The sequence below is a fragment of the Dyadobacter alkalitolerans DSM 23607 genome (assembly GCF_000428845.1).
GTDB classification, from domain to species: domain Bacteria; phylum Bacteroidota; class Bacteroidia; order Cytophagales; family Spirosomataceae; genus Dyadobacter; species Dyadobacter alkalitolerans.
Map to the genome: position 1 here is coordinate 403,487 of NZ_AUAS01000005.1, position 15,203 is coordinate 418,689.

The 15,203-nt window shown below is 45.5% G+C and carries 11 protein-coding genes; 3 read left to right on the forward strand and 8 right to left on the reverse strand.

The features are described from left to right. Positions 1 to 34: 34 nt before the first annotated feature. Positions 35 to 3,217, reverse strand: coding sequence for a SusC/RagA family TonB-linked outer membrane protein (locus tag G395_RS0112845; protein WP_374754382.1), 3,183 nt, complete (start codon positions 3,215 to 3,217; stop codon positions 35 to 37). A 476-nt stretch (positions 3,218 to 3,693) separates the two neighbouring features. Beyond that, positions 3,694 to 4,173: a hypothetical protein gene (locus tag G395_RS32730; RefSeq protein WP_229204153.1), complete on the reverse strand. Its 480-nt coding sequence runs from the start codon at positions 4,171 to 4,173 to the stop codon at positions 3,694 to 3,696. A 198-nt stretch (positions 4,174 to 4,371) separates the two neighbouring features. On the opposite strand from G395_RS32730, the gene alaS reads away from it, so the two are divergent. Then, positions 4,372 to 7,029 (forward strand): alanine--tRNA ligase, encoded by a 2,658-nt coding sequence (alaS, locus tag G395_RS0112860; RefSeq protein WP_026630415.1) that lies wholly within the window; start codon positions 4,372 to 4,374, stop codon positions 7,027 to 7,029. A gap of 66 nt (positions 7,030 to 7,095) precedes the next feature. Here alaS and G395_RS29340 read toward each other — a convergent pair whose 3' ends face one another. The 6 genes from G395_RS29340 to G395_RS0112890 form a co-directional block, all read right to left on the reverse strand. Then, on the reverse strand, positions 7,096 to 8,028 hold the full coding sequence (locus tag G395_RS29340; RefSeq protein WP_229204154.1) for a lysophospholipid acyltransferase family protein: 933 nt from the start codon (positions 8,026 to 8,028) through the stop codon (positions 7,096 to 7,098). A gap of 8 nt (positions 8,029 to 8,036) precedes the next feature. Continuing rightward, on the reverse strand, positions 8,037 to 9,137 hold the full coding sequence (locus tag G395_RS0112870) for a hypothetical protein (RefSeq protein WP_026630416.1): 1,101 nt from the start codon (positions 9,135 to 9,137) through the stop codon (positions 8,037 to 8,039). A gap of 151 nt (positions 9,138 to 9,288) precedes the next feature. Beyond that, on the reverse strand, positions 9,289 to 11,112 hold the full coding sequence (locus G395_RS0112875; RefSeq protein ID WP_229204155.1) for an STN and carboxypeptidase regulatory-like domain-containing protein: 1,824 nt from the start codon (positions 11,110 to 11,112) through the stop codon (positions 9,289 to 9,291). A 15-nt stretch (positions 11,113 to 11,127) separates the two neighbouring features. After that, positions 11,128 to 12,123: a FecR family protein gene (locus G395_RS0112880; RefSeq protein WP_026630418.1), complete on the reverse strand. Its 996-nt coding sequence runs from the start codon at positions 12,121 to 12,123 to the stop codon at positions 11,128 to 11,130. 12 nt (positions 12,124 to 12,135) lie between these two features. Then, positions 12,136 to 12,705 carry an RNA polymerase sigma-70 factor gene (locus G395_RS0112885; protein ID WP_026630419.1) on the reverse strand — a complete coding sequence of 190 codons (570 nt, stop codon included), beginning with the start codon at positions 12,703 to 12,705 and terminating at the stop codon, positions 12,136 to 12,138. Positions 12,706 to 12,822: 117 nt separating this feature from the next. Next, on the reverse strand, positions 12,823 to 13,143 hold the full coding sequence (locus G395_RS0112890) for a hypothetical protein (RefSeq protein ID WP_026630420.1): 321 nt from the start codon (positions 13,141 to 13,143) through the stop codon (positions 12,823 to 12,825). A gap of 172 nt (positions 13,144 to 13,315) precedes the next feature. On the opposite strand from G395_RS0112890, the gene G395_RS0112895 reads away from it, so the two are divergent. Beyond that, on the forward strand, positions 13,316 to 14,146 hold the full coding sequence (locus tag G395_RS0112895) for a KilA-N domain-containing protein (RefSeq protein ID WP_026630421.1): 831 nt from the start codon (positions 13,316 to 13,318) through the stop codon (positions 14,144 to 14,146). Between the two features lie 124 nt (positions 14,147 to 14,270). Further along, positions 14,271 to 15,203, forward strand: a complete 933-nt coding sequence (locus tag G395_RS0112900; RefSeq protein WP_026630422.1) for a hydrogen peroxide-inducible genes activator — start codon at positions 14,271 to 14,273, stop codon at positions 15,201 to 15,203.

The following is a 15,203-nucleotide window of genomic DNA, read 5'->3' on the forward strand; positions in this document are numbered from 1 at the left end:
AATATTAAATGTTTTACCAAACCTTTCAGCATGCTCAGAACTTCACATTAAGTCCGATCGTGGATACGCGCGTAGCCGGCGTTACACCTGATCCGATGGTTGTCTCTGAGGTTTCAGGATCCACACCATTGTATTTGGAGCGATATTTCGACCAGATCTTTGGCTGCTGGATACTTGCAAACAAGCGAAGCGATTCCAGACCCAGTTTCTTGGTCAGATTATTAGTGAAAGTGTAACCGAAGTTGATGTTACGGATTTTCACAAACGAGCCATCGTAATAGATAATCGCCTGATTGTTAACCGGGAACTCCTGGTCTTTGTTTGGCTGAGGGAATTCGTTGGTTGGATTGTTTGGCGTCCAGTAATCCACATACATTTGCTGATAACGGCCAGCCAATGCATTGTTATCGCGGTGGAACCCGCTGATGATCATCTGGCCTTGTCTTGCGTAGATGAAGAAAGAAAGGTCAAACCCTTTGAAATTGAAACGGTTGGTAATACCACCACTCCAATCCGGCACATCTGAACCCAACTTTTGACGGTCATCTGCATTGATCTTACCATCTGGCTGTCCGGTCAACTGTCCGTCCGCGCCGCGGCCATTCACGTCGGCAACTTTAATTTGCCCTACACGGCTTCCGTAAGATTTAGCTGCATCCGCTTCGTTTGTCTGCCAGATCCCCGCTTTTTTGTAATCAAAAAACTCAGACAACGGATAGCCGATAAACCATTTGTTACCCAAATCATCCACCGCACCATTATAAAGCGAAATGATCTCTTCGGTGTTTTTGGTGAACTGGAAATCCGTAGTCCATTTAAAACCGTTTTTAGCATTCACGTTAATGGTAGAAACGCCCAGCTCAATTCCGCGGTTGCGCGTTTCACCTACGTTACGTGTCACAGCATTGAATCCGATAGAAGCAGGCAGCTGATCGGAAAGCAGCAAGTCGGTTGTATTGGTTTCATAAAGTTCAAGAGATCCCTGAACGCGTCCTTTGATAAAACTGAAATCGATACCCACGTTCTTGGTTGCAGAAGATTCCCATCTCAAATCAGGGTTACCGATTGTATTCGGGCGATATCCGTAAGCAGGCGTGTTATCCCAGGCATAAATGGTCCGGCCCAGCAATCCTTGCGTTTGATAAGGTGCCACACCCTGGTTACCCACAGAACCGTAGCTTACCCGAAGTTTCAGAAGATCAAGCCACGAGACACTTTTCATGAAAGGCTCATTTGAAATATTCCATCCCAAAGCGACGCCCGGGAATGTTCCGTATTTTGTGTTCTCTCCAAATCGGCTGGAACCATCACGACGAGCGGTTACAGTTACCAGATATTTGTCCGCATAATCATAGTTGATACGCGCCATGTAAGAGTTCAATGTCCACGGAATCAGCACGCTACCTACGCCCAACACTGCATTGGCATTACCCACATTGTAAAACTGCTGCGTTTCAGCCGGCACACCCTGAACTGAGATTGTATTAGCCTCGAAATTCTCACGCTGCACCGAGTGAAGCGCCGTAATGCCCAAATTGTGTTTTGCCGCGAATGTTTTGTTATAGGTAACAATGTTTTCCAATGTCCAGTTGAAGCCGTACTGGTTGTAAAGGGAGGCTTGCGGGTCACCACCTTTTCTCGCATTAGTCTGCGCACCGATAAAGCGTCCGCCGCGTTCAACTGCGAAGTCAGGACCGAAATTGATCCGGTATTTCAAACCTTCGATGATCTTCACTTCTGTATAAATGCTATTGAAGATCCTGTATTTTTTGCGTTCATCTACCTGAGCGCCAGGAACGATTTCAGCCAGCGGGTTGGTCAGAAGCGCATCGTTGGTTGGCGCAAAGATGATCTTCCCTTCATCATCATATGCTCGTCCCAGCGGGTTTTGGTTTAATGTAAATCCGTAAGGGTTCAAATCTTTACCATTTCTTACAGAATACATCAGGTAAGAAGATATCCCCACTTTCACGCGGCTGTTGATGTTATGGTCAATGTTGGCGCGCAGAGAAGTTCTTGTGTAATCCAGTCCTTCCGAAATCCCCTTATCCCTGAAAAACCCGCCGGAAATGTAGAATTGCGTTTTTTCGTTTCCGCCCTGCACCCCTACTGAATGGTTTTGCTGGAAACCCTGACGCAGGATCATATCCTGATAATCTGTCGTACGGTTTTTCGCAATCCCGTCCAGTTCAACGGCTTCAAATAACTTGGAATCCGCAAAGGCATCCACCTGCCCCGAAGGAACCGGATTGCCATTCGCATCCTTGTAAATGCTTCCGGATGCAATGCCACGGCGCGACTCGCGCATGTATTCTGCAAATTCAGGCCCTGAGAAAAGACGGATTTTGTCCAGCGCGTCCGTTACACCTACATACGTGTCGTAACTAACAGTGGTTTTGCCTTTTGTAGACTCTCCTCTTTTCGTTGTGATCAGGACAACGCCGTTGGCACCTCTCGCACCATAAATGGCCGTTGCCGTCGCATCTTTCAGGATTTCCATAGATGCCACATCATTCGGGTTCATGTCCTCATAACCGCCCGATACAAAATCAAACGGGCGAACAGACATTAATTCGTTCCGGTCCCCTGCCAATGGAATTCCATCTACAACATATAATGGATTGTTACCGGCATTGAATGAACGTCGGCCGCGGATAAGCACCTTTGGCGTAGAGCCAGGCTTACTTCCCGACTGGGAAACGTCCACCCCGGCCACACGACCCTGCATGGCCTGGCCAATGTTGGTAATAGGCATTTCGCTGATCTGTTTGGCTGAAACAGATGAAATTGCTCCGGTTGTCTGGCTCTTTTTCTGGCTACCATAACCCACAACCACAACCTCCGAAAGCGCTTTCATATCGGACTCCAACTTAATGTCGACGACACTTTTAGCGCCTACTGCAACTTCCTGAGTAATAAATCCAACCGATGAAAACACGAGCACGGCACCATTGTCGGGCACATCAATTTTAAAATTCCCGTCTGCATCTGTGTTTGTTCCGCTTCTGCTGCCTTTCAATACAACCGACACCCCGGGGATTGGCGTATTATCTTCTGATGAGGTGATTTTTCCGGAAACACTTTTGTCGATGGAAAAAACATGGGTTACGTTAGGCCGGTTCAGTGAAAATGCCTCGGCTGTGATGCCCGACACCATCATCGCTGCCATGGTCAGACGCAGGGCGCTTTGACCAGTACTGGTAAATTTTCTTTTCATACGCATGGATTGGTGATTGATAAAGTTCTGACTGCTTACTGCTTGACGAGGTTTTTCAAGCTTACCCCGATAAAAAATTATATTTATTATAAAAAAAGTTTTAGTGTATATTACCAGTTACACTTTTTCGGTGACATAAGGCAAAAATGGAAGCTGATGATGGAAGTGTTGAGAAAAGGTTACCGCAATTTGTAAGCTGTTTTAGAACAATTCCGATAACAACATTTATTGTACATAAAGTACAATTTCAAATGCGGAATTGAGAATAGCGATAAGCGCCTTAACGCGGAAGTAAAAGCAGATTTTTATTTATGCAAACGTTATCGGGAACGTTGCCAGAATATTCAGTATCAAATATTTTATTGCAAAATATTACCAACCAGCTTCTCGGCGGGCCCAGATGCAGCGGTTTATGCACTACGAACTTAGCACTATACCAATATTATTTAATATAAATACCCCAAGTGATACGGGCACTAATTTATTATAGAGAAGAAAAAGAAGGCAAGCAGAATGAGCAGTGCCATGGAGATTACACCAAGGATAATGTTACTTGATGCCACTGGTTTTTTAAGGGCACCGGCGCCTGCTTGTGCGGGATCACGCTCGGTAATGATGTCCAGCGAATTCCGGATCCTTCCCCAGATTGAATTTACCTCCTGGCTTGAAAGCGAATCAGGCTTCCAGTCGGACGCGACCAACACGAGTTCCCTGGCTTTGGCGACTGTCTCTTTCATGGACGGATACTTCGTCATCCAGCCTTCCCAAAAAGTGCGGATAGGTGGATCATCGGGAAACCGGACCCATCTTATGAATAGGTTTTCCATCGCTAACTCTTCCGCCGATAACTCCGAAAACGGTTTCATTTCAAGCACATTATTAATTCCAAAAGGCACATTCCCTTTGTAACAAAAATCAAAAAATCCATTCGCAAAAACCCCTGCAAACAACAACATCACAGGATCAGTGAATTTTATAAATAAGAAAATCAGGATGGGTTTATACTCAAAACGGCTTTCTTAAAAGACTAAATGATGATCTCAGTTGTTATGAATTCTAATTTGACAGATGAGGATGACTGACGGGCAACTAAACGCAATTTTTCCGTACATTTGCGGCCTGTTTCGTAGACTTTTAGGACCAAAATATATACAATGACCTCGCATCAAATACGTCAGGCTTTTCTTGATTTTTTTCGGAGTAAACAACATTTAATTGTGCCTTCGGCACCTTTGGTGGCCAAAAACGACCCTACCCTTATGTTTAACAACTCGGGGATGGCGCAGTTTAAAGACTTCTTTCTGGGCAACGGCACGCCTCCCTCCCGCCGCATCGCGGATACTCAGAAATGCCTCCGGGTTTCAGGAAAACACAATGATTTAGAGGACGTTGGTTTTGATACTTACCATCATACCATGTTCGAAATGCTGGGTAACTGGTCGTTTGGTGATTATTTCAAAAAAGAAGCAATTACCTGGGCCTGGGAGCTTTTGACAGAGGTTTACCAACTTCCGAAAGACCGGCTTTATGTGTCTGTTTTTGAGGGCGATTCCAAAGATGGCGTTCCTTTTGACCAGGAAGCATGGGATCTCTGGAAACCGATCGTGGGTGAAGACCGCATTATTTTAGGCAATAAAAAAGACAATTTCTGGGAGATGGGCGATACAGGTCCTTGCGGCCCGTGCTCGGAAATCCATATTGACTTGCGCCCTGCTTCGGAAGTGGCGGAAATCTCCGGAAAATCGCTGGTTAATAATGATCATCCGCAAGTTGTGGAAATCTGGAACCTGGTTTTCATGCAGTTTGAACGGAAAGCCGACAGCTCGCTGGTGCCGCTTCCCGCTACTCACGTGGATACGGGAATGGGCTTCGAACGCTTATGTATGGCGGTTCAAGCTAAGACTTCCAATTATGACACAGACGTTTTTCAAAACACAATTCAGGTTTTGGAAACATTATCCGGCAAGCGATACGGCGCTAATGATGAGCCGTTTGCGGACATTGCGATGCGCGTCATTGCAGACCATATCCGGGCGGTTGCATTTGCGATCACGGATGGCCAGTTGCCTTCTAACAATAAAGCCGGTTACGTGATCCGTCGGATTTTACGTCGTGCGGTACGTTATGGTTATTCTTATCTAGGTTTTCAGGAGCCGTTTTTTTACAAGCTGGTTGCTGTTCTGGCGGATCAGTTCAAGGATGTTTTTGCTGAGTTGAAATCGCAGGAAGAATTTGTGACGCGGGTGATCCTGGAAGAAGAAAAAAGCTTTTTAAGAACGCTTGAATCTGGTCTGAAGCGACTGGATGTGATTGTGAATTCTTTGAAAGAAAAAGGCATTAATACCATTGCCGGTAACGAGGTTTTTGAACTGAGCGACACATTTGGCTTTCCGGTTGACCTCACCGCGCTTATTGCAAGGGAAAAAGGATTTCAAATCGATGAAACAGGTTTCCAGGATGCACTAACAGAACAGAAAAACCGGTCGAGACAGGATGCAGCGAAGGAGGCTACGGACTGGATCGAGTTACGTGAAGCGGATGGCGTTGAGTTTTTGGGTTATGATTTTGAAGAAACACACAGTCAGATCACCAAATATCGTAAGGTTAAGACGAAAACGGGCGAAGAATATCACATTGTCCTGGACCGCACACCGTTCTACGCTGAAATGGGTGGACAAGTTGGTGACACAGGCGTCCTGCTCCTGGATAACGGTCTGGCAGATGGCAAAAAGACGATCCGGATCGTTGATACCAAGAAAGAGAACGACCTTTTTGTACATATTTCTTTGGATAAAAATCTGGATGACGCATTACAGAATGCAGGAATTATCGTCGCTAAGATCGATAGTGACCGCCGTGAAAAGATCAAGGCCAATCACTCGGCAACGCACTTGATGCTATCGGCGATGCGGGAAGTGCTCGGCACGCACATTGGCCAGAAAGGTTCTTTTTTGAACGACGAAGTGCTGCGTTTCGACTTTTCCCACTTTGCGAAAGTAACCGACGAGGAACTGCAAAAAATTGAAGACCGTGTCAATGAAAAAATCCGTGAGGACATTGCATTAGACGAAAGAAGGAACGTGCCAATCAAGCAGGCATTGGATCAGGGTGCAACGGCGACATTCGGTGAGAAATATGGCGATTTTGTTCGTCTGATCATTTTCGACCCGACTTACTCTTTCGAGCTTTGCGGTGGAACGCACATTCCTTCAACGGGCCAGATCGGTGTTTTCAAATTCATTTCCGAAGGATCTGTATCCGCAGGCGTGCGTCGTGTGGAAGCCGTTACAGGTGCGAAAGCGCTTGAAATCATGCGCGATCAGGAAGCAACCCTGACAAGGATCAAAGATTTGCTCAAAAACCCAACGGATCTGATCAAGGCCGTGGAGAGTTTATTGGACGAACGCAATGCTCTGCAAAAAAGGATTGTTTCGCTTGAAAACGAAAAGATCCAGTCTCTGAAAACGACATTGATCGACAATATGAAAAAGCACAGCACATTTAACCTGATCGTAGAGAAAGTGGACGTGCCAAATGCTGATTCATTGAAACAACTGTCTTATGAATTGCGGGACCAGATCGAAAACCTGATCGCTGTTTTTGGGACAGAAATCGCTGGTAAGCCGCAGCTTTCGGTGTTTATTGCTGAAAATATCGTGCAGGAAACGGGTTTGAATGCCGGTAAGATCGTGAAAGATCTCGCGAAGGAAATTCGCGGCGGCGGTGGCGGTCAGCCATTCTTTGCAACGGCTGGCGGTTCGGACGCAAGCGGCCTGGACGCAGCATTGGATAAAGCGAAAGGGCTTTTCTAGGTAACTCCGTATGATAGGACACAAAAAGGGCGATACCAAAACTGGCGTCGCCCTTTGCTTTTACGACTAACTCACACCTTTTGCTGAACCAACATTTATATGCTTTTGAGGTAAAGTGCCAGGAAAACCGAATTTCCATCTGTTGTGAGACCAAAGCCATAACTCCGGCTGGCGCTTGATATTCTTTTCCAACTCTGCATAATACAATTTCATAATTTCTGTTTCGGTGATTTTTGCAGCATCCTTCACTAGCAGATTAAATCGAAAATTATATTTGTTCACACCCCGTTTTTGTACATCCAGATACACCACGGCACTATTTCGTCGGATCGCCATCCGTGCTGCACCCGTTTGTATATACGTATTATGACGAAAGAATTCAACAGCATGCTTACCCGCCTCTGCGGGTCTCTGGTCCGCAATGTTGATAAAAATGGCGGGCTTCGTATCCTGCCAATTGACTACCGAGCGATACCAATGAATCTTCGGGACCAGCTTCACGCCAAAGCGGCTTCTCAGCCCTTTCATTTTTTCGTTCAACATTGGATTTGAGACCGGCGAGTAAGCGGCCAGAACATTGCAATCGGTTAGCAGCGGCAGCGAAAACAGATATTCCCAGTTGCCATAATGTGAAACCATGAGCACAATGTCCTTTTTCTCCTTTATCAACTGATGTAAAACAGACTGGTTGCTATAGCTGACAAACTTTGCAAGATCTTGCGGCGAGAGTTTCCGCACCATAAATGGCTCAACAATTAGATCTGCCAGATGCCTGTAATATTGATTGGCCAACCCCGCTGTCTCTGCATTTGACAGTTCAGGAAAACAGATCGCCAGGTTTTTGAGGATCACCTTTTTGCGATAAGGCCAAATGTGCTTGAATATCAGATAAACCAATCGGGCGATTGATCGCCAAATGTGAACGGACAGGCTCGTAGTGCCCTTCCGGAAGAGAAAAGCGGTAAGCCCCCGCCCTTCTCTCCAAGGCAAAGTTTGCACGGCCCGCATTATAAAATAAACTGAATACCCGTATTGAATCCTAGGTGAACACCCTGGAAATCCTTTGAACTATCGTTTTTCCAGATGTATTTTTTTACAAAATCGTAGTCATTTTCGCGCTTATAACTTACGTAGTTGATGGTAGGGCCAGCGAAGATTTCGAGTTTGCTGCCAATCTTGTAAGCTGGGATAATGCGGAGTGAATTTTTAAAATAGTGGGCCTTTTTGAAGTTGGAAAGCGAATGGCTCACGGCTTCGAGATTAAGCCTGAAATTATCGACCAGCTTAATGTGTGCCCCTAAACCTGCCTCCACTGCATACATATCGCGTTTACTATCTTTGAAATTATACCCAATCCCCGCAATTCCATACAAAACCCGGCCCCCTGAACGGAATGAAGCAATGGTAGTCATAGACTCGTCGAATGTTAAGGCGATGGATTTTTCACCACTTTTAATAAAATTAAAAATGGCGATCGGGTAATCGCTGGTGTCGGCGATGTTGATCAAACCAGCCAGTTGGATGCCTTTCACATTCTTGGCAATGTTAGCAAAACCCGCAACCTGCCCATTGACATTCTTGCCCTTATTCAGAAATCCGCTAACCTGCAATCCCTTCGCATCATTGCGTGTAATGTTGGCAAAACCAGCCATTTGCAAGGACTGAGAGCTTCCGGCCAGGTTCATGAAACCCGCAATCTGTGCGCCCTTTGCTTCATTCTTAACAATATTTGAGAAACCTGCCATCTGGATTCCGTTGGCATTATTCCCGATAATGTTAGCCCCTCCCGCAATTTGAACTCCTTTTGCATTGCTGGATATTAAGTTTACCGCGCCCGCCATTTGCCAGCCCGAAGCGTCCTGCTTGATCACATTAGCAGCGCCTGCGATGGCCACACCGGTTTCTGACTTGGAAAGCCCGGCAATGGCGTGGAGCGAAAACTGGTTTGTATAGGACGCAGCGTGTTTGCCATTGGTGCTGAGCGGATAAATAAGTCCGAAGTGCACAACCGATGTGCTGTCCTTCTGGCCAAAAGAAACAAGGGATAAACCGGAGAGGAATATGCTGAGGAATGCAGCCTTAGCTACGCAAAATCTTAAATTTTTCATGTGAATGTATTTAAAAAGAAATCATTTAAACACATACAGTCCGCAGGAACCCCAAAATTGCAGGCCTTCAATCCGGTCCAATTGCTGTATGCAAAGTACCGACAACGAGAGGCATGGTTACCCTAAAATAATCAGGAAAAATAGTAGATAATTAAAGGCCGCGACCGTAACGCCAGCTCAAACCGCCTTGCCAGCCGATCCAGGAAGTCATGTTTTTGTTGCCCATTTTGAAGTCGGGGTAACCTTTTGGGGGGAAAGATTTGTAGCCTTTTTCGGTTTGGAAGCCGTCGCTGTCGTAAACGGTGAATGATGGGCCGGCGAAGAGCATCAGGCGTTTATTCAGCTTGTAAGTCAGGGAGGTTTGGAAGCGGTAAATGAAAGGCAGCTTATCCCAGCTGGTGGTATGAATGTTCTGATTGAGAATTTCGGTGAAGAAGCCAACCTTTTTGAATGGAAAAAACTCCCGTCCTATTCCTGCACCAAATGTAAGGACCTTGTTTTGTCCGCCTGTGGTGGAGCCGACCATGAGTATGCTGTAAAATTTGTGCGTACCCATCTTCCAGGCCACATTCAAAGGCGTCACGTCATTGGCATAAAAAGAAATATTGGAAGTGCTTTTTTTGATAATATTGATCAATCCTAAACTCAAACCCGACGAACTGTCTGCAATGTTGATAATGCCCAGCTGCGTTCCGTGAAGCCGCCTGGCCACATTGATCGTCGCGAGCTGAAAACCGCGCACCTCGCGCTTGCCTATGTTGATCCCCCCGCTAATTTGTCCACCCGAAAGGTTCCCTTGGACTACATTGACACCCCCGCCAACCTGTACACCGTTGAAATCTTCCGAAGCGTGGTTGTAAGCGCCCGAAATCTGCGCACCGCTCGATCTATCACCAAGAATGCTCAATGCACCTGACACTTGCACACCGCGCAACGGCCCTGCGGAACGGCTCAAAAATCCACTGACTTGCGCACCACTTACATTTTTTTTGACACTCCCAGCAAATCCGGAAACCTGGACGCCGCTCAGCGAGTCAAGAATGTGATTCAGAAACCCAGCCACCTGGGCGCCTTTTACATCGCCCGAAACCACATTAAAAAGCCCCGCGATCTGGACATAACGCACATCCTGCTTTGAAATATTGAAGCCACCGGCTATTTCTGCGCCATTTACACCGGCCGTATAACCGCCCAGAAGGTTAAGGGAAAATTTGTTCACAACCTGCGAGCTCATCCGTCCATGCGTCCCCAAACCTGGTGTCAATGACGCCTGGTAGGGCAATGCGACGAAGAAACGGCCAATGTTGCGGCTTTGCGCGCGAAGCTTCGAGGAAAGGAAAAAACGGCCAAGCCAGGTGGATTCGCCTTCGGAATAGCGGACAATGAGTGGGTCGAGGTCAACCGCTTTTTGTATAATATTGATCCGAAGATCTGCACTTTCCTGATAGATCACAATCGTCGTATCCCCATAGCCCACTTTGCTGATTGTCAGGCTTAAAGGCAAGCTCCGGTCTTTAATGCGTATTCTGAAATGCCCGGCGTCATCAGACAATGTTGAAACCAGTAACTGCCTTGAATAAACGCTGGCGTAATCAATGGGCACATTGGTTTCCTGATCGAAAATATGGCCGCTTATATAAAACACCTTTTCTTTCGCCGCGGGAAGAATGATCAGGTAATCCCCTTTTTCCCTGTATTGATATTTGTTGCCGAACAACTGATCCAAAACCTGCTTAAGTGGTTGCCGCGCAGCATTTAATGTTACCAGACTATCGCCTAAAATAATGTTGCTGTTATATGAAAAGTAAAATTTTCCCTGATCGCTGATGTTTTTTAATACTTCTGAAACGGGTTCTTTTTGCGCGGATACGCTTACGGTTTTATTCAGAATGCCCTGTGCGTAGGTTGCACAGGGCATTATTAGCATGATAATGATGTATTTTATCGTGTTCAGTTTCGTAAAGGTCTGATTCATTCCGAAAGATAAGCGCTATTTCAAAATGATCTGCTCTCCGCTATGCTCAACTTTTATTGTTAATGTTTCACTAATCAGGCTCAATGTGCTGTCCAGCGACTTTTTATCAAATGTGGTGTTGATAGGCATGTTGTTCAGACGTTCATTTTCAATCACAATATTGGCGTCGTAAGTTTCATTCAGTATTTCCACCAATCTCCACAAAGGCGTATCGTTGCACACCAGCTTGTTTGTCCTGTAATATTTGTAAAAATCATCTGCCGTTTCATCCTTAACCAGTGCCGGATGCGATTTAAGCACCGTTGCTTTCTGCTTTGGACTAATGCGGACAAACTCGTTGTTTTTAGCCACTTCAACCAAACCGGTTTCCACGATCACTTCTGTCTTCTTTGCATTGTCCTTCACATTAAAACTAGTCCCCAAAACCTTAACGGTCATATCATTCACAGCGATCACAAACGGTTTGGTCTTGTCTTTGGTAACCTCAAAAAACGCCTCGCCCGTTAATGACACTTCCCTTTTGCCACCAGAGAATTCCGCCGGATAAGAAATGCTTGATTTTTTATTCAAAGTCACAATGGACCCGTCGGGCAATGTATCGATCACTGTTTCTCTCCCTGATCGAACGGTCAGCATTTGCGGCTCCGCATTTTGACCAAAAAATACATATGCAAGCCAGCCGGTGCACAAAGTTGCGGCAATCAGCGCGGCGGCCCTGAGGAGCGCGAACGACTTTTGGGACTCATAAAGCGGGATTACCGGCGCTTCTTCTTCCCTACTCTTCTGTGTCCGTTTGCGGAACCGCTCCCAGGCTGCGTTTTCATCCACGGCGCTCTGTGCCGCGAGTTGCTTGCTCTGGTTCCATATCAATTCAAAATGTTCGAAATAACGCTGGTTATCATCGCTGTCGGACAACCATTGGTTGATCTCGATCTGTTCTGCGACGCTCGTCTCATCCAGTAAAGCCTTGACAAGCAGGTCGTCTATGTTGTAATTCAGTTCTTTATTCATGACCGGCACGGATTAGCTGAGGAGAAATAAAAGGATGGATGCAGGCAGGAAATCAACCAGTTTCAGGCGCAGCAGACGCAGTGCCTTACCCATTTGATTTTCCACTGTTTTCAATGGCAATTGCAGGCGGTCGGCGATTTCCTGGTATTTCAGTTCTTCAAAACGGCTCATCTGGAAAATCGTTCTGCACTTTTCGGGCAATTCTTTAAGGGCTTTGTCCAGGCGCTGTTCGAGCTCTTTCAGTTCCAGCGGATGGGAGGTGTTATTGCTGTGTTCCATTTGGTTAATTGCGTACGTTTGGTAGGCGTCCCTCACTTTCAAATGTTTGATATAATTAAGGCTTTCATGATAAACCGAGCGGTAGAGATAGCCGCTGACGGATTCTTTGATTTCAATGTGATCTGTTTTTTCCCAAAGCCGGCAAAACACATTTTGCACCATTTCCTCGGCCATAATATCGTCCCGCAGAATAGTGCAGGCATAGGCATGGAGGCCCTTAAAGTGTGCTTTAAAAACCCGTTCAAACTCTGCTTCCCGATCCCTGCTTAAATATGTCACGTGATCCGCGATGGCTACGTTCATTGCAATGGTAGATTACTGGTAAAAAATAAGCGCCCGACTTAGGCTGTTCATTGGAATGACAACCAGTCGGGCGCTTACCCTAGATTTTCCGGAAAATATTTCCGGCATTTATTTGATCTATTGCTTTTTAGACGCTTTTAGCGAGTCGGCTTTATTGCTTTTGTAACGTTTATCCGGCATGCCGTCTTTTTTCAGGTTCTTGTTTTCGCTGTAACGCTTGTCCGGCGTCCCGTCGGCTTTGAGTTTCTTGTTCTCAGCATAACGCTTGTCGGGCGTTCCGTTGGCTTTTACCTTAATGGTCGTCTTGTCATTTCCGGTCTGCCTGGTGGCAACGGTCGTTTTGTTGGTAGCCGGTTTGGCTGGTGTTGCAGTTTGCGCAAATGAAGGCGCGGCAAATGCCATAAAGGCCAGCAAGACTAATGCTTTCAAGTTTTTCATTTTCATTGGATTAAAGTGTGACAAACGCGATCTTGTTCCAGCTCACATTAAAAAAATCCAGCCAGAGCTGTTCGACAAGATGAATTTAATCATCATTTAATCCAAAGTTTTATCGACTAGCCGTTACTTTTTCCAATCAACAACGTCTCAATAGCATTTAACCAACAATGCTATGACGACAAAAAACACAACCATTCAAGTTTCAGGGCAGGAAATCGACCTTATGAACATTAATGACAACGATTTCATATCCCTCACAGACATTGCCAAGCACAAAAATCCGGAGTTAGCCGGACAGCTCGTCTTAAATTGGCTCAGGACAAGATTCACAATTGAATTTATGGGACTGTGGGAACAGATGCATAATTCGAATTTTAAAGTCATCGAATTCGATGACTTTAAAAATGATGCGGGGAGCAATTCATTCATTTTATCTCCGAAACAATGGATTGAAAAAACAAATGCTATTGGCCTGATTTCCAAGGCAGGAAGATATGGTGGCGGCACATATGCGCACAAAGATATTGCCTTTGAATTCGCTTCATGGATCTCTCCATCATTTAAATTGTACTTGATTAAAGAATTTCAACGCCTGAAATCAGATGAAAGTGATCGCCTCAAACAAAGCTGGAATCTGCAAAGAACGCTGGTCAAGGTAAACTACACGATTCATACCGATGCAATCAAAGCGCATCTTATTCCAAAATCGCTGAACAGGGAACAATGCAGTGCGATTTATGCAAGCGAAGCAGATCTGCTCAATATGGCGCTCTTTGGAATGACTGCCAAAGAATGGCGTGATCAGAATAAAGGGATTATGGGCAATGTGCGGGATAATGCGTCCATTGAGCAACTAGTTATCCTCTCCAATTTGGAAAGCATTAACGCAATGCTCATTCAACAAAAGTTAAGTGCTTCGGATCGACTGGTTCAGCTTAACCAAATCGCTATCACACAAATGCAGTCGCTTTTAAACCTTACGCTTGTGAAGAAGCTGAAATAGCAGCTATGCAACGTCTATGTCGATTATTTAAGGAATACAGCTCAATTTCATTATAGAGCAAAGCATTTAAATTGTATTTTCGCATAAATAAAATCTATTAATATTACTGACTCTAACCTATTAAATGAATATTCAACAACTGGAATACATTGTAGCCGTTGATAACTACAGGCATTTTGTTCAGGCGGCTGAGCATTGCAATGTGACCCAGCCTACGCTTTCGATGATGATCCGTAAGTTGGAAGAAGAATTAGCTGTTAAGATTTTTGACCGGACGAAGCAGCCGATTGTCCCAACCGGAATTGGCCGTGAAATAATTGATCAGGCTAAAACGATTTTGCGTGAAGCATCGCGGATGAATGAGATCGCCAAGCATTTTAATGGTGACTTATCGGGCGAATTGCGGATCGGGATCATCCCAACCATTGCGCCTTATCTGCTGCCACATTTTGTGAATCCATTTATCAGTCATTATCCGGACATCAAGCTGCATGTGTCCGAAATGATCACGGAAAGGATCATTAGTGAGTTGAAACTGGGCAATCTGGATGTGGGGATCATCGCCTCGCTATCCGAAGAAAGCAGCTTGCAGGAAATTCCGCTATATAAGGAACGCTTTTACGCCTATGTTTCGGAAAACACTGATTTATATGCCAAAAAATACATCCTGCCAGCAGATCTCGAACCCAATGAACTTTGGCTGCTGGAAGAAGGACATTGTTTTCGCACGCAGATCCAGCGACTTTGTGAGTTGAGCCGGAATAGCCAGTTTGGCAGCAGTTTTAGTTACCGGTCGGGCAGTATAGAAACGTTGATCCGGATGGTTGAAAAGAACGGAGGCATTACCATTCTGCCCGAAATGGCGGTTATGGAGCTTTCTGACGTCAGGAAAAAGCACATCCGGAGCTTTCAGTTTCCTGAGCCAGCGCGTGAAGTTTGCCTGCTGGTGAACCGCGAACAAATGAAAACAAGGCTCATAGATGCGTTAAAAACAGGAATTACTGCATATTTGCCGCAGGAAATTTTTGAAACAAATAAGGAAATTAGGATTTTGTAA